We start from the raw sequence: 16,401 nt of genomic DNA, 5'->3' as shown, positions 1-16,401 counted from the left end.
CCTTGACCTTCACACCAGTGTGAGGGTTCGACCATGGGATCACGCAGGCGGGAGGGAAACACCGCAGGCGGCGGCCGCCACAGGCCGCTCGGGCCACTTCAGAGGGTGATTGTGATGGACAACGAACTCTACGACTACAGCCCCATCGTCGAGCGCGAGCCGCTCAGCTGGCCGGAAGGCAAGCGCGTCGCCTTCTACATCGGCCTGAACGTGGAGCACTTCGAGATCGGCAAGCCCTCCACGAGCATCTACCCGGGCACCGCGGAGCTCACCCCCGACCCGCTCAACCACGGCTGGCGCGACTACGGGGCGCGGGTGGGCTTCTGGCGCACCCTGGAGACCCTGGACCGGCACGGGGTGCGCGCCAGCGTCCTGCTCAACTCCGACGTCGGCGACCGCTACCCGCAGATCGTCAAGGCGGGCCGGGAGCGGGACTGGGCGTGGCTCGCGCACGGCAAGACCAACTCGGTCCTGCACACCGGCATGACGGAGGACGAGGAGCGCGCCTCCCTCAAGGACATCGTCGAGACGATCGAGCGGACGACGGGGACGCGGCCGCGCGGCTGGATGGGCCCCGGCCTGACCGAGACCCACAACACCCCGCGGCTGCTCAAGGAGCTGGGCCTCGACTACGTACTGGACTGGACGGCCGACGACCAGCCGTTCCCCCTGAACGTGCCGGGCGTGCTGAGCGTGCCGTACACGGTGGAGCTGAACGACATCGGCCTGTTCGTCAGCAAGAACACGTCGGGCCCGGACTTCGTACAGATGCTGAAGGACCAGGTCGACCAGTTGCACGCGGAGGCGGAGGCCACGGACAGCGGGCGCGTCATGCCGCTGGCCCTGCACCCCTTCGTCATCGGCCAGGCGTTCCGCGCCAAGTACCTGGACCAGGCACTCGAGTACATCGTGAACCACCCCGGGGTGTGGGTGACGACGTCGGACGAGATCGCGGAGCACTACCGGTCCACGCGGACGGGCACCACGGACGGCAAGGACGCGTAACGCGTCACGGCGACGGGCGCGACGACGGCACGGTCATCAGGGCGGCTGGGAACTTCCCGGCCGCCCTGACCTGTTTTCCAGTCCCTTTTGGCCTGATGGCGCCTATACGCAATCTTTTCGCAATGAAGGCCGATTAGTCCGAGCCGTCTTCGGCTTGGCGATTTCTCGTGGTGCGTCAAGGCCGGGCGGGCGGTGAGGGTGGGACCCTCCCCCGGCGGCGGCTCGCCGTGAGGGGAAGCCGACCGCGTGAGAGGACGTGCGCACTCATGGCCCCGATCCCGATCAAGCCCGGCATCTACAAGATCCACGCCCACATCATCGGCCCGTCGGCCGTGGTGACCGCCACGGAGTACGCCGTCAAGCACGGCGCACCCGTGATCACCGACCGGCTCAACCCGCTGCCGATCGAGCAGGACTGGATCATCGAGCCCGTCGAGTCGGTACCGGGCTCGCCCTACCTCGTCCGTCTCGCCCACCACGAGGCGGCGGGCCTGGTGATCGCCGAGGACAAGCTCTACGTGAACTCCGTCCCGCGCGGTGAGCTCGCGAAGTTCACGTTCGAGCGCGTCATCGGCGGCGTCAAGATCCACTCCGACAAGGAGCTGGCCCTGCGCTCCGGCCACCGCGGCGCGCAGATCACGCTGGTGCCGCCGAAGCCCGAGTTCCAGGAGACGTGGACGCTGGAGTACGTCGGCCCGCTCAACGAGGAGTAGCACCAGCGCGTTCGAGGGTGTCGCCGCCCGTGCCCGCGCCCGGGGCGCGGGCGGCGCACGTACGGGGCACGCGCCGAGGCTTCCCGCTCCGCCCTCCCGGCCCCCCAGGGACGTACTCCCTGGTCGCACCCGGCCCTCACGCGGAACCGTTGTCCCATGACCACCACACGCACGGAGGCGCCGCGCCGCCGCCTGGGCCGTCTGGCCCTGGTGTCGGGCGCCGCGCTCGCGCTGTTCGCCGCGCTGCCCATGAGCAGCGCCTCGGCCGCCGCCAGCGGCACCTTCTACTACGAGTCGGCCACGGCGGGGAGCCAGCAGATCGTCGACCCGCCCCTCCACCAGTGCCTGACCCTCTTCCACGCCACCGGCGCGTCCAACCAGACCAACGCCACGGCCAGGGTGTACTACGACGGCAACTGCCAGAACGAATGGGGCAGCCTCCAGTCCGGCGGCTACTCCAACAACTTCGGCGCCAAGCTGTACAGCGTGCAGTTCGGCAGCTAGCCCCACCGCACCCCGCACGACGGCGGGGCCTCCCCTTCCGGGCCCCGCCGTTCCCTCCAGCGGGCAGGCGAGTCGGAGCGCGGTTCGGTAGGCCGCCCGAGGCGGTGGTATGCCTTCCCCTACCCCCAGCCCGGGTGCCCGCCGGAGTGTCATCGGGGCGGGGCGCTTCTAGCGTCGGTCCCATGGACGACAACGCGCGGCGCAGGCCGCACCGGAGGGCCCGACGGGGGCGGCGTGCCGGGGTGTTCGGCGTCGCGGCGGCGACCCTCGCCCTCGCCGCACCGGTGGGTGCTTCGCCGGAGCCGGGCCCCGACGGGCTCGACCGCTACTACCAGCAGCGCCTCCACTGGGGCAGCTGCGCCCAAGGCCCCGGCGACCGCACGGGGCGAGACCTCGACGAGGCGGGGGCGCGGTGCGCGGGCGTCACCGTGCCGCTCGACTACGCCGAGCCCCAGGGGCGGACCGTTCGCCTCGCGGTCTCGCGCCTGAAGGCCACCGACCGGCGGCACCGCGTGGGCGCGCTGCTCCTCAACCCCGGCGGGCCCGGCGGCAGCGCGCTCGACATGCCGCCCGACATCCGCAAGGCGATGAAGGAGACCGGCGCGCGCTACGACCTCATCGGCATGGACCCGCGCTTCGTCGGCCGCAGCACCCCGCTGGACTGCGGCTGGCCCGTCAGCACCGCCGTCCTCTCCGCCGGGACCGGCCGCGCGGGCTTCGAGCGCCAGGCCGCCCTCCAGAAGAACCTCGCCGACCAGTGCCGCGCCACCGACGCGGCGGTGCTGCCGCACATCAGTACCCGCAACACCGCCCGCGACATGGACGTCGTCCGGGGCGCCCTCGGGGAGGAGAAGCTGTCCTACCTCGGGTACTCGTACGGCACGTATCTCGGCACCGTCTACACGCAGATGTTCCCCGGCCGGTACGACCGCGTCGTGCTCGACGGCGCCCTCGACACCGCGCGCTACCAGCCGCGGCTCCTCAAGGGCGCCGAGCGCGAGAACGAACGGGCCCTCGCGGACTGGGCCTCCTGGACGGCGCGGCGGCACGGGACGTACGGGCTCGGCCGCAGCCGCGCCCAGGTGCTCGCCACCGTCGACCGGATCGTGGCGAGGTCCGCGCGCGGGCTGACGCTCGGCACCGGTGCGGACGTCTTCCGCGTCGACGACTCCCACGTGCCGTTCCTGCTCGTGGAAGGCATCGCGGACGACACGGACAGCGCCCGCGCGGCGCTCGGCGAGACGGTGTCCGTGCTCGCCGGGGCCGCCGCGGGGAAGCGGGTCCGGCTGCCGCGGCACCTCGCGGAACTGCTGCGGTACGCGACCACCGGCGCGGACTCCGCCTCCGGCAGCGCGCAGACCGCGATCCTGTGCGGGGACGTGGCCGCCCCGCGCGACCCGGAGAGCTACTGGCGCGACATCCGGCGCGCCCGCACCCGGCACCCGCTGCTCGGCCCGCTCACCCGCAACATCACCCCGTGCGCCTTCTGGGACCGCCCCCGCGAGCAGCCCACGCGGGTGCGGCACGACACCCGCGCGCTGATCGTGGCCGCCACCGGCGACCCCCGCGCCCCGTACGAGGGCAGCGTCGCCCTGCGGCACCGCCTGCCCGCCGCCAGGCTGATCACCCTCGAGGGCGCCAACCGCCACGGGCTGTACGGCGAGTACGGCGACACCTGCGTGGACGACCACGTCAACGCCTACCTGGCGACGGGCGAGCTGCCCGCGAGGGACCGGACCTGCACGGCTAGTTGAGGTGCCCGTCCCACCAAGCACGCTCTCCTTCGCGCGGCTTGTCGACGACCTTGTCCTCCGCGGTGTTGTCGTGCGCGTACGACATCACCTTCCGGTTCAGCGCGTCGTACGCGGGCCAGCCGGGCTCCTCGCCCTTGGCGAAGCCCACCCACGCGGCGTGCAGCGCGTCGGCCGCCGCCTGGGGCGGGTTCGGCCCGGTGAACTTCAGGTTCTCCGGCAGCCGCAGCGTGTCCCAGGCGAAGGGCAGGTCCAGGCTGTGACAGGCACCGAGCGCCACCTTGACGTTGTTGGCGGCGACCGGGGAGCGCCAGCCGAACTCGTACAAGTGCGTCGGCGCGGCACCGCCCTCGCGGGCCTCGGCGACCCGGCTGGAGGGGATGCGGAACATCCGGTCGGTCAGGACGGCCGAGGCCACGCCGGGCGCCGCCTTGCGCGGGTAGACCGGCCCGTCCACGTCGTACTTCTCGTACGATCCGTCGGGGCAGCCGTACGCCTTCAGGCGGGGCTTGAAGAGCGCGGGCAGGTCCCAGCCGACCATGAAGTTGCTGGTCACGAACAGGCGCATCTCCTCGACGGTGGAGCCGACGAGCAGCGGGACGTTGGCGCCCGCCTGCTCGCGGATCGCGTCGATGGGCCGCTGGGTCAGCAGCTGGCCCTCGCCGACGACGGGCAGGAACGACATGCCGCAGGAGTCGATGGTGCTCTGCCCGTACTTGACCGCGCTGGCGGTCTTCGTGACGTCGCCGCTGACCGCGTTCTGCTCCTCGATGAGGCGGGCGACCGGGACCTCGGCGAGCGCCTTGGCGGACGCGGGCACGCCGAGGCGCTCGGCGACGGCGCCCAGCACCAGGGCGGCGTCCTCGGGCGTCTGGCCGAGGTGCGCGGTGCCGCTCTGCACGATCGCCCGCTGGAACAGGTCGACGCCCGCCGAGAGCAGCGCCAGGACGCTCATGGCCCCGGCGGACTCACCGGCCACGGTGACCCGCTCCGGGTCGCCGCCGAAGCCCGCTATGTTGTCGCGGACCCAGCGCAGGGCGGAGATCTGGTCCAGCAGACCGCGGTTGGCGGGGGTCTCGGCGTCGGGCAGATAGCCGAAGCCGTACACGCCGAGGCGGTAGTTGAGGGACACACAGACCACGCCGTCGCGGGCGAAGGCGGCGCCGTCGTAACAGGGCACCGCCGACGAGCCGTTGGTGAAGCCGCCGCCGTGGATCCACACGAACACCGGAAGGGGCTGGTCCGGTGTCGTGTCGGGCGTCCACACGTTGAGGTTGAGCCAGTCGTCGCCCTCGATGTCCGGGTCCGTGAGCAGGTCCGCGAGGCGGCCGGGGAACGGCGGCTTCGGCGAGGTCGCGCCGAACGCGTGCGCCGGGCGCGCCTCGGACCACGGCTCGGGCGGGGCCGGGGCGGCGAACCGCGCCTCGCCGGTCATCGGGGCCGCGTACGGGATGCCGAGGAAGGTGGCGACGTCGTTCACGACGCGCCCGGAGACGGGGCCGTACGCGGTCGGTGCCTCGATGGCGGTGTGGTCGGACACTGGGCTCCTCGCCGGCACGCGGGACGGGCCCGCAGGCGGGTGCCGGTCCCCCTGACGGCACCCTCGCGGGACCGTTCCCGCGAGGGTGCCGTCAACTCTTCCCAGAGTGAGCGTCCGACCACGCTCCGTTCGCGGAATGTGGCCGATTCCGAACGGGGTTACCGCAGCGCCCACTTGAGGGGCTCCTTGTAGAAGCCCTGCGAGTAGGTCACCGACTTGACCGTGGCGTCGGCCGGGATCAGATAGGGCTCGCACACCGTGCGCTCCTCGCCCTTCTTCCAGATGTCCTCGCGGCCCAGTTCCCGCTTGCCGTCGTTGCCCACGCAGTCCGCGGGCTGGCTGGAGAGGGCGCCGATGAGGATGAACCTCGTGGCCGGGCTGCCGTCGGAGGTCTCGGCGTTGACGTTGCCCATCACCATCGGCTGCTTCACCGGGGACCCGCCGACCAGCTTCGCCTTGACGTAGATCCAGGCGACCTTCTTGCCCTTGTACTTCTTCTCGTCGTCCAGCTCCTTGAGGTCCGCGGGCTTGCCGACGGTGACCTTCGTCGGCGTGATCGAGAACTTGCCGGTCTTGTCGTACCGGGTGATCTCCTGCGCCGGGCCCGCCTGGCCGACCTTCAGGTCCTTCGGGGCCTCACTGGCCCGCGCGCCGGACTTGCCGCCCTTGCCCCGGTCGGAGTCGTCCGAGCCGCCGCACGCGGTCAGGGTGACGGCGGCGGCGGCCGCGACGGCCACGAGGCCGAGGCGCCGACGGTACTGGGGTGCTCGCTGAGTGCTCATGTGCTGTGCTTTCTGCTCTGTACCGATGAGGGGGGATGAGGGGGGATGAGGGCGATGAGGGGGGATGACAGGAGCCTGGCCGGGCCCGAGCCGTCGTAGCGCAGGTCGAACCGGCCGCACAGGGACGGCAGTTCGGCCCTGCGGTGCCAGGCCTCCGTCACCAGGGCGGCCAGGCGCGGGTCCGTGATGCCGAGGTCGGCGAGGCGGTCGTGCTCGACCAGGTGTCCGGCCGCCGCCAGGCACATGGCGTGCAGCTCCTCGACCGCCTCCGCCAGGGCCTCGACCTCGGGCCGGGAGAAGACGTAGTACGCGGATTCGTCCCAGTGCGGCGGGCCGGTGCGCCCCGGCCCTCGACGGCCGGTCGCCGTCCGGGGCGGGGGGGGCGGTGGTGCGGCGTTCCATGGCGGCGGGCCCCGCTCAGGCGCGGCCGCCGCCCGGGCGGCCGAGACCGTCCCGGGCGGCGGACCCGCGGTGGCTGACGGTGCGGCGGCCGCGGCACACCGGCATCCGCACCGGTGTCCGCACCGGTGTCCGCTCCAGCGGGACGAATGGCAGGGCTCGCGGCGGAGCTTGCGGCAGGGTTCGCGGCAAGCCTGGTGGCATGACGGACGGCATGGCTGACGGACACTCCCCCGTGTCGGTATGCGAAACGGCGGTCAGCCTAGAGAGCCGCTGCTCCGCGCCGCCAACCGGGCTCCCGCCCGCACACCCGCAAACCCCCTCCCCTACAGTCACTTCGTGACTCTTGGGATGATTTGCGCGCTCGGTTCGGCGGTCTGCTTCGGCATGGCCTCGGTGTTGCAGGCGGTCGCGGCGCGCTCGACCGCGCCCGGGACGGGGTCAGGCGTCGACCCCGCACTGCTGCTGCGCGCCGTGCGGCAGTGGCGGTACGTGGCCGGACTCGCCCTGGACGGGGTCGGGTTCCTGCTCCAGATCGTGGCCCTGCGGTCCGTGCCCATCTACGCGGTGGGCGCCGCGCTCGCCGCCTCCCTCGCCGTGACGGCCGTGACCGCGGCGCGGCTCCTCGGAGTGCGGCTCAGCGGTACGGAGTGGGGCGCGATCGGCGTCGTCTGCGCCGGGCTCGCCCTGCTCGGCCTCGCGTCCGGCGAGGAGGGCGACAAGGGCGGGTCCACGGGGCTGCGGCTCGCGATGCTGGGCGTCGCCCTGGCCGTGCTGCTGCTCGGGGCCGTGGCCGGACGCCTTCCGGACCGGGCGCGGGCGGTGGCCCTCGGCCTCGGGGCGGGCTGCGGCTTCGGCGTGGTCGAGGTGACCGTGCGCCTCATCGACGACGTCTCGCCGGGGGCGCTCGTCGCCAACCCCGCCGCGTACGCGCTCCTGATCGGCGGCGGCGCCGCGTTCCTCCTCCTCACCTCCGCCCTCCAGCGCGGCTCGGTCACCGCCGCCACGGCGGGCATGGTCATCGGCGAGACCATCGGCCCCGCCCTGGTGGGCGTGGTCTGGCTCGGCGACCGCACCCGCGAGGGGCTCGGCTGGCTGGCCGTCCTCGGCTTCGCGGTGGCGGTGGCGGGAGCCCTGGCCCTGGCCCGCTTCGGCGAGGCCCCCACCGACTGAGACCCGCCCCCCCCCGGGGGGGGCGCTACCCCGTGCCCACGAGGAGACGCCGGGTGCGCTCCGGGGCCCACTCCGGGAGTTCGGTGAGGAGGTCGGCCAGGGTGACCGCGGCGAGGCTGGTGCGCCAGGCGGTGTGGGCCGTGGCCATCTTCGCCGCGATGGGGCAGGCGGCGCGGCAGTCCTCGGCGGGCAGCGCGCCCCGGCCCCGCTGGCGGATCTCCCGGCACTCGTAGGGGGACGCCGCGCCGTCCACCGCCTCGACGATGTCGAGCAGCGTGATGTCCGCGACCGGGCGGGCCAGCCGGAAGCCGCCCCTGGGGCCCGTCGTCGCGGCGAGGACACCGGCCTTGACCAGCGGCTGGAGCTGCTTGGCGAGATAGGCCTGCGGCACGTCGAAGTACCCCGCGAGCTGTCCGGCCGACGCGGTCGCGCCCGGCTCCAGCTGCGCCAGCGACGTGGCGCAGTGCAACACCCACTCCGTACTCACAGGCAGCTTCATGCCGTCGAGTCTATCCCGGACATCCGGGATCCGGGATATTGCGGATACATTTAGTCCGAGATATGGTTCGGGTACCGAACGAGGCACCAAGGGACACACGGACCAGGGGAGATCGTCATGCGCATCGCCGTCGCCGGAGCCACCGGGAGCATCGGGGCCCGCACCGTCGCCGTACTGGAGAAGGCGGGCCACGACGTCGTGCGCGTCAGCCGCTCGCTGGGCGTGGACCTGACCACCGGGGAGGGGCTCGACGCCGCCCTCGCCGGGGTGGACGCGGTCGTGGACACCACCAACTGCACGGCCGGCGACCCCGCGGAGACCGTCGCGTACTTCGGCACCACCACGGGGAACCTCCTCGCCGCCGAGGAGAAGGCCGGGGTCAAGCACCACGTCCTGCTGTCCATCGCGGGCATGGACCGCGTCGAGGGCAACGCGCACTACGCGGGCAAGCGCGAGCAGGAGCGCCTGGTCGCCGCGGGCCCGGTGCCGTGGACCGTCGTCCCGGCCACGCAGTTCCACGACTTCGCCGCGATGGTCGCGAGCTGGACCGAGCAGGACGGCGTCGCCACCGTCGCGCCGCTGCTCCTCCAGCCGGTCGCGCCCGACGACGTGGCGAGCGTCCTCGCCGAGGTCGCGGCCGGCACGCCCCTGGGCCGGTATCAGGACGTGGCCGGGCCCGACCCGCAGGACATGGTCGACATGGCCCGGCGCACGCTCCAGGCCCAGGGCCGCACGGTGAAGCTGGTCCCGACCTGGTCGGGCCTGTTCGGCCCGGACATGGCGGGCGACGCGCTGCTCCCCGGCGACGGCGCGCGCATCATGCCCACCACCTTCGAGGAGTGGCTGGCCGCGCAGGGCTAGCCCGAGGCGCCCCGGGCCCGGCGCACGGCCGGGCCCCGGCCCGAGATCACGGCAGCGAGCGGCACAGCGCGTCGAGGGCCGCGGCCCAGGTGTGGTCGGCGGGCGTGCCGTAGCCGACCACCAGCGCGTCCCGGCGGTCCGCGACCGCCCCGGGGTGGCGGAAGCGGGACAGGCCCTGGACCGCGAGCCGCTGCCAGCTCGCGGACTGCACCACCACCTGCTCGGTGCCGGGCGGCAGTTGGAGCACCGCGTGCAGGCCCGCCGCGATGCCGGTGACGCGGACGTCGGGCGCTCGCTCGGCCACGGCGGCCACCAGCTGGTCGCGGCGGCGCCGGTAGCGAAGCCGCACCGAGCGCACATGGCGGTCGTACGCCCCGGACGTCAGGAACTCCGCGAGCGTCAGCTGGTCGATGGCGCCGCCCGATGCCCCCGCCCGGTCCTTCAGCTCGGCCACCTCCGAGGCCAGCGCGGCCGGGAGCACCATCCAGGCGATCCGCAGGCCCGGCGCGAGGGACTTGCTGGCCGTGCCCAGGTACACCACCCGGTCCGGGTCGAGGCCCTGGAGCGCGCCGACCGCCTGCCGGTCGTAGCGGAACTCGCCGTCGTAGTCGTCCTCCAGGATCAGCCCGTCCGACCGCCGCGCCCACCGCACGGCCTGCGACCGCCGGTCGGGATGCAGCGGTACGCCGATGGGGAACTGGTGGGCGGGCGTCAGCAGGACCGCCCGGTGCGCGGCCAACCCGTCGGTGCGCGTACCGAGTTCGTCGAGCCCGAGCGGCCGGGTCGCGAGGCCCATCCGCTCCAGGCGGTCCCAGTGCAGATCGAGACCGTACGGCTCGACCGCGATCTCCCGCAGGCCGCGCGCGCCGAGCAGCTCGCCGAGCAGCGTCAGGCCGTGCACGAAGCCGGGCACGACGACGATCCGGTCCGGTTCGGCGTGTACGCCCCGGGCCCGGGAGAGATACGCGGCGAGGGCCGTGCGCAGCTCGATCCTGCCGCGCGGATCGCCGTAGCCGAGCGCGTCGTTCGGGGCCGCGGCCAGGGCGCGCCGCGCCGCCTTCAGCCACTCCCCGCGCGGGAAGGACGCGACGTCCGGCGTGCCCGGCGTCAGGTCGTGGACCGGGGCGCCACCGCTGCGGGGCGGGCGCGCGGACGCCACCGGGCGCGGCACGTCACGGGCGGCGACCCGGGTGCCCGAGCCCTGCCGGGCGGTCAGCCAGCCCTCCGCGACGAGGTCCGCGTACGCGTCGGCGACCGTGTTGCGCGCGACGCCCAGGTCGGCGGCGAGCGTACGGGACGACGGCAGGCGCGTGCCCGGCGCGAGACGGCCGCCGCGGACCGCGTCGCGCAGCGCGTCGGTGAGGCTGCGGCGCACCCCGGAGCGGGAGCCCTTGCCGGGCGCGTCGAGATGGAGGTCCACGCTCCAGCCCCCGTGGGGGCCCGTGGGGCCGGGGGTGTCCGCTTCGCCGGAAGTGGCCCAAGATTTCTCCATGGGAATGGACCATACCGGTGGGCAAATCACCTCGTAGGTTCAAGCCATGACGCACCCGACGCAGACCGCCGCCGCCCCGCACACGCCCGCCGCCCCGCACGCGCCCGCCACCGCGCACGCCCACGACGAGCGGCTGCCCGAGCACACGCCCCGCCTCAACATGGCCGAGCTGGCCCCGGAGGCGTACAAGGCCATGATCCGGTTCGCCGCGGCCGCCAAGCGCGGGGTGGACCCGGTCCTCTTCGAGCTCATACAGATCCGGGCCTCGCAGATCAACCACTGCGCGTTCTGCCTCGACATGCACACCAAGGACGCCCTCGCGGCCGGTGAGAGCGTCGAGCGGATCGTGCAGCTGTCCACCTGGGAGGAGTCCAAGCACTTCTACACGGCCCGGGAGATCGCCGCCATCGAGCTGACGGAGGCCGTGACCGTCCTCACCGACGGCTTCGTCCCCGACGCGGTGTACGAGCGCGCCGCGCGCCACTTCGACGACACGGAGCTGGCCCATCTCATCGCCGCGATCACCCTGATCAACGGCTGGAACCGGTTCGCCGTGACCACGCGCATGGTGCCCGGGCACTACACGCCCGGGTCCACCGCGCACCGGCCCGCCGAGTAGCACCGGCGCGCCGCGCGCGTTCCCGCAAGCCCCGAGAGGATGAGCACCACCCATGAGCAAGTGCACTGCCGAGGCGTTCGGCGCCCTGCACCACGGACGGGCGCCGGGCGACCCGCTCGTCCTGCCCGGCCCGTGGGACGCGGCCAGCGCCCGCGTCTTCGAGGAGGCCGGCTTCCCCGCGCTCGCCACGCCCAGCGCGGGCGTCGCCGCCGCCCTCGGCCACGCCGACGGGTCCGTGCCGCCGCGCGAGATGTTCGAGGCGGTCGCGCGGGTGGCGCGGGCCGTGTCCGTGCCGGTCAGCGCGGACGTCGAGGACGGGTACGGGCTGCCCGCGCGCCAGCTGGTGGGGCGGCTGCTCGACGCCGGGGCCGTCGGCTGCAACCTGGAGGACTCCGGGGGCCGCGAGGACGCGCCGCCGGGCACCCTCAAGGACCCCCGGGAGCAGGCGGACTACCTCGCGGCGGTGCGGGAGGCGGCCGGACGCGAGCTGTTCGTCAACGCGCGCGTCGACACGTACGTGCGCGGGGTCGCGGACTTCGAGGAGACCGTGGCGCGGGCGCGGCTCTACGTCGAGGCCGGGGCGGACTGCGTCTACGTCATCAAGGCGCCGGTGGAGGTGCTGCCCGCGCTGCGCGTCGCGGTCGGGGGGCCGCTGAACGTGATCGCGCTGCCCGGTGGGCCCTCTCCCCGGGAGCTGGGGCGGCTCGGCGCGACGCGGGTCACCTTCGGGCCGGGGCTGCACCAGCAGGCCATGGGCGCCTTGCGCGACATCGCGAAGCAGCTGCTCTAGCCCTCGCGGGGCGCCCCTGACCCGCCCCTTCCCGAACAAGGGGGCTCCGCCCCCTTGGACCCCCGTTCGTCGGCGCTCCGCGCCTCGTCCTCAAACGCCGGACGGGCTGGATCTGTCGCCGGTTGCGGCAGAGATTCAGCCCCTCCGGCGAGGGCTACTTCGGCAGCCAGGCCTTCCACTTGGACTCGTTGTCCGCGAGCCAGCGCTCCGCCGCGTCCTCGGGGGACATCTTCTTGTCGGCGATCATCAGGGAGACCTCGTTCTGGTCGGCCTCGGTCCACTTGAAGCGCTTCAGGAAGGCCGCCGCGTCGCCGCCGTTCTTCGCGAAGTCCGCGTTGAAGTACTTCTGGAGCGGCGTGTGCGGGTAGGCGCACTTGATCTTCGCGGGGTCGGCGTCGCAGCCCTCCTTGTACGCGGGCAGCTTGACCTCCGTCATCGGCACCTTCTTGAACAGCCACTGGGGCTTGTACCAGTAGGTGAGGAAGGGCTTCTGCTGCTTGGCGAACTGTTCGATCTGGGTGATCTGGGCCGCCTCGGAGCCCGCGAAGACGACCTTGTAGTCCAGGTCGAGGTTCTCCACGAGGGCCTTGTCGTTGGTGACGTAGGACGGGGAGCCGTCCATGAGCTGGCCCTTGCCGCCGGACTCCGGGGTGCGGAAGTCCTTCGCGTACTTGTTGAGGTTCTTCCAGTCGGTGACGTCGGGGTGCTTCTTCGCGAAGTACGTGGGGACGTACCAGCCGATGTGACCGGTCACGCCGACGTCGCCGCCGGGGACGATGGTCTTCTTGTCCTTGATGTAGCGCTGTTCCTGGTCCGGGTGGCCCCAGTCCTCCATGATCGCGTCGACGCGGCCCTGGCTGAGCGCGTCCCAGGCCGGGATCTCGTCGATCTGGACCTTGTCGACGCGGTAGCCGAGCTCGTGCTTGAGCAGGTACTCGGCGACGGCGACGTCGGCCTGCGCGCCCACCCAGGACTGCACGGACAGCGTCACGGTCTTGGCGCCCGCCGCGTTGGCGTACGGGGACGCCTGCTTGCTCATGTCGGCCTTGCCGCAGCCGGAGAGGGCGAGCAGGGCCGCCCCCGCACCGGCCGCGGCGATGACACGGGTACGCGTCCGCATGTCAGGCTCCCTTCTTCGCGCGGCGTTCCGTCGGCTGCGTCACCCGGTCGAGCATCAGGCCGAGGCAGACGATGGCGATGCCGCCGACCAGACCGGTCGCCAGGTCGCCGCGGGCCAGACCGGCGAGGACGTCGTAGCCGAGCGCCCCGCCGCCGACCAGGCCGCCGATGACGACGACGGCGAGGACGAGCACGACGCCCTGGTTGAGGGCGAGCAGCAGCGCCGGGCGGGCAAGCGGCAGCTGGACCTGGCGCAGGACCTGCCAGTTGGTGGCGCCGAGGGACTTCGCGGACTCCATCGCGGCGGGGCTGACCTGCCGCAGGCCCTGCGTGGTGATGCGCACGACGGCGGGCAGCGCGTACACGACGGCGGCGAAGACCGCCGGGGCGCGGCCGACGCCGAAGAGCGCGACGACCGGGATCAGGTACACGAACTGCGGCATCGTCTGGAAGACGTCGAGGACGGGCCGCAGCAGGCGTTCCAGGCGCCGGCTGCGGGAGGCCGCCACGCCGATCGCGAAGCCGAGGACCAGGGTCACGGCGACGCCCGCGAGGACCTGCGAGAGCGTGTCGAGGGAGGCGTTCCACACGTCGAGCACGCCGATCGCCGCCATCGCGAGGACGGCCGTGAGCGCGGTCTGCCAGGTGCCGATCACCCAGGCGAGGGCGGCGACGATGAGCAGCAGCGACCACCAGGGCAGGCCCTGGAGTCCGTCGCGCACGGGGTCGAGCACGTACGTGGTGAAGTGCGCGGCCCAGTCGGCGGTGCCGCCCACCACGGGCACGCCCGTGTAGAGGTGGTCGACCATCCAGTCCTTGGCGGTGTTGACCGGCTCGGCGATCTGCACGACCCAGCTCGTCGGCCACTCCAGGCGGTCGGCGAACCGGGCGGCGAGCGCGCAGGCGAGGGTCACGGCGGCGGCCAGGGACCAGCCGCGCCAGCCGCGCAGCGGCGAGGTGTCCTCGGTCTGGGCGCCGAGGCGTTCGCCCGCGGCACCGGTGACGCGGTCCAGGACGACGGCGAGCAGCACGATGGGGATGCCCGCGGCGAGCGCCTGGCCGACGTCGACGGAGGCGAGCGCCTGGTAGACGCGGTCGCCGAGGCCGCCCGCGCCGATCACGGACGCGATGACGGCCATGGAGAGCGCCATCATGATCGTCTGGTTGAGGCCGAGCAGGAGCTCCTTGCGGGCCAGCGGCAGGCGCGCGGAGAGCAGGCGCTGGCGGCCGGTCGCGCCGAGCGACGCGACGGCCTCCATCACGCCGCCGTCGGCGCCGCGCAGGCCGAGTGCCGTGAGGCGGGCCATCGGCGGGGCCGCGTACACGACCGTCGCGAAGACGGCGGCGGGCACGCCGATGCCGAAGACCAGGACGACCGGCAGGAGGTAGGCGAAGGCCGGGAGCACCTGCATGGTGTCGAGGACCGGGCGCATCATGCGGAAGACCCGGTCGTTCAGCCCGGCGGCGAGGCCGAGCGCCGTGCCGAGGAGCACGGACGCGAGGACCGCGACGGTCATCAGGGCGAGCGTCTGCATCGTCGGCACCCACATGCCGAGCAGGCCGCACACGCCGAACGCGGCGGCGGCCACCGCGGCGAGCCGCACGCCCGCCACGCGCCAGGCGATGACGCCCGCGGCGGCGGTCACGCCCGCCCAGCCCGCGGCGAGCAGCACCAGGTAGACGCCGCGCACGGACAGCACGACGGCGTTGGAGACGTGGCCGAGGAAGTAGACGAACAGCGGGTGGCTGTCGCGGTTGTCGATGATCCAGTCGCTGGCCTTGCCGAGCGGCTCGGAGAGGTCGACGGTGAGCGCGTCCGGCCAGGCGCCGGAGGCCCACTTGGCGTTGACGATCGGCACGGTGATCGCCGCCGCGAGGGCGAGCAGCAGGAGCTTGTGCACGGTGCGGTGCCGGAGCAGGGCGCCGAGCCCGGTATCCCGTACGGGCGTGGACGCGGTGGCGGATGCCATCAGGCGCTCACCTCGCCCGGTACGGCGTCCGCGGGCGCGGCGGGCACGGCCTTCGGGGCGGCCGCCGGGGTCCGCACGCCCGCGACCACGCCGAGCAGGTGCTCCTGGTCGACGACGCCGAGGCAGCGCCCGTCGTCCATCACGCGGGCCGGGAAGCCGGAGCGGGCCACGGCCTCGATGGCCTCGGACACGGTGGCGTCGGGCGCGACCGCCGGGCCGCGCTCGTCCCGCTCGGACGCGGGGTCCAGGGGCCGCATGGCGCTGCGGACCGTGATGACCTGCTCGCGCGGCACGTCCCGGACGAAGTCGCGGACGTAGTCGTCGGCCGGGGAGCCGACGATCTCCTCGGGCGTGCCGAGCTGGACGACGCGGCCGTCGCGCATCAGGGCGATGCGGTCGCCGAGCTTGAGGGCCTCGCTGAGGTCGTGGGTGATGAAGACCATCGTGCGGCCCTCCTCGCGGTGCAGGCGCACGACCTCCTCCTGCATGTCGCGGCGGATCAGCGGGTCGAGGGCGCTGAACGGCTCGTCGAAGAGCAGGACCTCGGGGTCGGCGGCGAGCGCGCGGGCCAGGCCGACGCGCTGCTGCTGGCCGCCGGAGAGCTGGCCGGGCTTGCGCGCCTCCAGGCCTTCGAGGCCCACCTTGGCGACGACCTCGGCGGCCCGCTCGCGCCGCTCGGCCTTGCCGACGCCCTGGATCTCCAGGCCGTAGGCGACGTTGTCGAGGACCGTGCGGTGCGGGAGCAGGCCGAAGTGCTGGAAGACCATGGACGCGCGGTGGCGGCGCAGTTCGCGCAGGCGCGCCTTGTCCATGGCGAGGACGTCCTCGCCGTCGATGGCGACGGAGCCGGACGTGGGCTCGATGAGGCGGGTCAGGCAGCGCACGAGCGTGGACTTGCCGGAGCCCGACAGGCCCATGACGACGAAGACCTCGCCCTTGTTGACCTCGAAGGACACGTCCCGCACGGCGGCGGTGCAGCCGGTGCGCTCGCGCAGTTCGGCGGGGTCGAGGGCGGTCAGCTCCGGGTCGCCGGGGACCCGCTCGCACTTCGGCCCGAAGACCTTCCACAGGTTCCGGACGGCGAAGACGGGGCTGTCCGCCGCGGCGGGCTCCGTCGTGGTCGTGGTGGCGGTTTCGCTCATCGGGTCTCACCTCGGCGCGTGGCGACGGCCGCGGTCACGGGC

15 protein-coding genes and 1 pseudogene are annotated in these 16,401 nt (G+C 73.5%); 8 read left to right on the top strand and 8 right to left on the bottom strand.

All coding sequences use genetic code 11. The annotated features are described in order from the left end of the window. Positions 1–114 precede the first annotated feature (114 nt). From C9F11_RS25450 to C9F11_RS25435, 4 genes are all read left to right on the top strand, one after another. Positions 115–1,005, top strand: a complete 891-nt coding sequence (locus C9F11_RS25450) for a polysaccharide deacetylase family protein (protein WP_138961421.1) — start codon at positions 115–117, stop codon at positions 1,003–1,005. Positions 1,006–1,271: 266 nt separating this feature from the next. Further along, positions 1,272–1,718 carry a hypothetical protein gene (locus C9F11_RS25445; RefSeq protein ID WP_138961420.1) on the top strand — a complete coding sequence of 149 codons (447 nt, stop codon included), beginning with the start codon at positions 1,272–1,274 and terminating at the stop codon, positions 1,716–1,718. A 156-nt stretch (positions 1,719–1,874) separates the two neighbouring features. Continuing rightward, on the top strand, positions 1,875–2,222 hold the full coding sequence (locus C9F11_RS25440) for a hypothetical protein (RefSeq protein ID WP_138961419.1): 348 nt from the start codon (positions 1,875–1,877) through the stop codon (positions 2,220–2,222). Positions 2,223–2,404: 182 nt separating this feature from the next. After that, positions 2,405–3,976: an alpha/beta hydrolase gene (locus C9F11_RS25435; protein WP_138961418.1), complete on the top strand. Its 1,572-nt coding sequence runs from the start codon at positions 2,405–2,407 to the stop codon at positions 3,974–3,976. Here C9F11_RS25435 and C9F11_RS25430 read toward each other — a convergent pair. The 3 genes and pseudogenes from C9F11_RS25430 to C9F11_RS25420 form a co-directional block, all read right to left on the bottom strand. Then, entirely contained in the window at positions 3,969–5,513 is a 1,545-nt protein-coding gene (locus C9F11_RS25430; protein WP_249401884.1) for a carboxylesterase family protein, read from the bottom strand. The two genes, C9F11_RS25435 and C9F11_RS25430, sit on opposite strands and share 8 nt — an antisense overlap. 158 nt (positions 5,514–5,671) lie before the next feature. Next, positions 5,672–6,295, bottom strand: a complete 624-nt coding sequence (locus C9F11_RS25425) for a hypothetical protein (RefSeq protein ID WP_138961417.1) — start codon at positions 6,293–6,295, stop codon at positions 5,672–5,674. 68 nt (positions 6,296–6,363) lie between these two features. Then, a pseudogene (locus C9F11_RS25420) lies at positions 6,364–6,624 on the bottom strand (glutathionylspermidine synthase family protein); the annotation flags it as partial. A gap of 421 nt (positions 6,625–7,045) precedes the next feature. Between C9F11_RS25420 and C9F11_RS25415 the strand changes: the two are divergent. Then, positions 7,046–7,867, top strand: a complete 822-nt coding sequence (locus C9F11_RS25415; protein ID WP_138966978.1) for a hypothetical protein — start codon at positions 7,046–7,048, stop codon at positions 7,865–7,867. Positions 7,868–7,892: 25 nt separating this feature from the next. Here the strand turns inward: C9F11_RS25415 and C9F11_RS25410 are convergent, their stop codons facing one another. After that, positions 7,893–8,366, bottom strand: a complete 474-nt coding sequence (locus C9F11_RS25410; protein WP_138961416.1) for an Rrf2 family transcriptional regulator — start codon at positions 8,364–8,366, stop codon at positions 7,893–7,895. A 117-nt stretch (positions 8,367–8,483) separates the two neighbouring features. Here C9F11_RS25410 and C9F11_RS25405 point away from each other — a divergent pair, with 117 nt between their 5' ends. Further along, positions 8,484–9,227 carry an NAD(P)H-binding protein gene (locus tag C9F11_RS25405; RefSeq protein ID WP_138961415.1) on the top strand — a complete coding sequence of 248 codons (744 nt, stop codon included), beginning with the start codon at positions 8,484–8,486 and terminating at the stop codon, positions 9,225–9,227. Positions 9,228–9,273: 46 nt separating this feature from the next. Here the strand turns inward: C9F11_RS25405 and C9F11_RS25400 are convergent, their stop codons facing one another. Then, positions 9,274–10,719 (bottom strand): PLP-dependent aminotransferase family protein, encoded by a 1,446-nt coding sequence (locus C9F11_RS25400; protein WP_138961414.1) that lies wholly within the window; start codon positions 10,717–10,719, stop codon positions 9,274–9,276. Positions 10,720–10,879: 160 nt separating this feature from the next. Here C9F11_RS25400 and C9F11_RS25395 point away from each other — a divergent pair, with 160 nt between their 5' ends. Continuing rightward, positions 10,880–11,338 carry a carboxymuconolactone decarboxylase family protein gene (locus tag C9F11_RS25395; RefSeq protein WP_249402225.1) on the top strand — a complete coding sequence of 153 codons (459 nt, stop codon included), beginning with the start codon at positions 10,880–10,882 and terminating at the stop codon, positions 11,336–11,338. Between the two features lie 52 nt (positions 11,339–11,390). Further along, positions 11,391–12,128: an isocitrate lyase/phosphoenolpyruvate mutase family protein gene (locus C9F11_RS25390; RefSeq protein ID WP_138961412.1), complete on the top strand. Its 738-nt coding sequence runs from the start codon at positions 11,391–11,393 to the stop codon at positions 12,126–12,128. Between the two features lie 154 nt (positions 12,129–12,282). Here the strand turns inward: C9F11_RS25390 and C9F11_RS25385 are convergent, their stop codons facing one another. The 3 genes from C9F11_RS25385 to C9F11_RS25375 are packed head-to-tail and all read right to left on the bottom strand — an operon-like array spanning position 12,283 to position 16,359. Continuing rightward, a complete protein-coding gene (locus tag C9F11_RS25385; RefSeq protein ID WP_138961411.1) occupies positions 12,283–13,248 on the bottom strand; it encodes an ABC transporter substrate-binding protein in 966 nt (321 codons plus the stop codon). 1 nt (position 13,249) lies between these two features. Beyond that, positions 13,250–15,217 carry an ABC transporter permease subunit gene (locus tag C9F11_RS25380; RefSeq protein WP_138961410.1) on the bottom strand — a complete coding sequence of 656 codons (1,968 nt, stop codon included), beginning with the start codon at positions 15,215–15,217 and terminating at the stop codon, positions 13,250–13,252. Continuing rightward, a complete protein-coding gene (locus C9F11_RS25375; protein ID WP_138961409.1) occupies positions 15,217–16,359 on the bottom strand; it encodes a glycine betaine/L-proline ABC transporter ATP-binding protein in 1,143 nt (380 codons plus the stop codon). Before C9F11_RS25375 ends, C9F11_RS25380 begins: the two co-directional genes overlap by 1 nt. Positions 16,360–16,401 lie beyond the last annotated feature (42 nt).

Origin of the sequence: Streptomyces sp. YIM 121038 (genome assembly GCF_006088715.1) — a bacterium.
In the GTDB taxonomy this organism is placed as follows: Bacteria; Actinomycetota; Actinomycetes; order Streptomycetales; family Streptomycetaceae; genus Streptomyces.
Note: the sequence above shows the minus strand (reverse complement) of the source record. Positions and strands in the feature narration are given on the sequence as shown.

Bases quoted from the DNA above. Each gene is read 5' to 3' on its own strand.
- C9F11_RS25450 (WP_138961421.1), top strand. From the start codon at position 115: ATGGACAACGAACTCTACGACTACAGCCCCATCGTCGAGCGCGAGCCG.
- C9F11_RS25445 (WP_138961420.1), top strand. From the start codon at position 1,272: ATGGCCCCGATCCCGATCAAGCCCGGCATCTACAAGATCCACGCCCAC.
- C9F11_RS25440 (WP_138961419.1), top strand. From the start codon at position 1,875: ATGACCACCACACGCACGGAGGCGCCGCGCCGCCGCCTGGGCCGTCTG.
- C9F11_RS25435 (WP_138961418.1), top strand. From the start codon at position 2,405: ATGGACGACAACGCGCGGCGCAGGCCGCACCGGAGGGCCCGACGGGGG.
- C9F11_RS25425 (WP_138961417.1), bottom strand. From the start codon at position 6,295: ATGAGCACTCAGCGAGCACCCCAGTACCGTCGGCGCCTCGGCCTCGTG.
- C9F11_RS25415 (WP_138966978.1), top strand. From the start codon at position 7,046: ATGATTTGCGCGCTCGGTTCGGCGGTCTGCTTCGGCATGGCCTCGGTG.
- C9F11_RS25410 (WP_138961416.1), bottom strand. From the start codon at position 8,366: ATGAAGCTGCCTGTGAGTACGGAGTGGGTGTTGCACTGCGCCACGTCG.
- C9F11_RS25405 (WP_138961415.1), top strand. From the start codon at position 8,484: ATGCGCATCGCCGTCGCCGGAGCCACCGGGAGCATCGGGGCCCGCACC.
- C9F11_RS25400 (WP_138961414.1), bottom strand. From the start codon at position 10,719: ATGGAGAAATCTTGGGCCACTTCCGGCGAAGCGGACACCCCCGGCCCC.
- C9F11_RS25395 (WP_249402225.1), top strand. From the start codon at position 10,880: ATGGCCGAGCTGGCCCCGGAGGCGTACAAGGCCATGATCCGGTTCGCC.
- C9F11_RS25390 (WP_138961412.1), top strand. From the start codon at position 11,391: ATGAGCAAGTGCACTGCCGAGGCGTTCGGCGCCCTGCACCACGGACGG.
- C9F11_RS25385 (WP_138961411.1), bottom strand. From the start codon at position 13,248: ATGCGGACGCGTACCCGTGTCATCGCCGCGGCCGGTGCGGGGGCGGCC.
- C9F11_RS25380 (WP_138961410.1), bottom strand. From the start codon at position 15,217: ATGGCATCCGCCACCGCGTCCACGCCCGTACGGGATACCGGGCTCGGC.
- C9F11_RS25375 (WP_138961409.1), bottom strand. From the start codon at position 16,359: ATGAGCGAAACCGCCACCACGACCACGACGGAGCCCGCCGCGGCGGAC.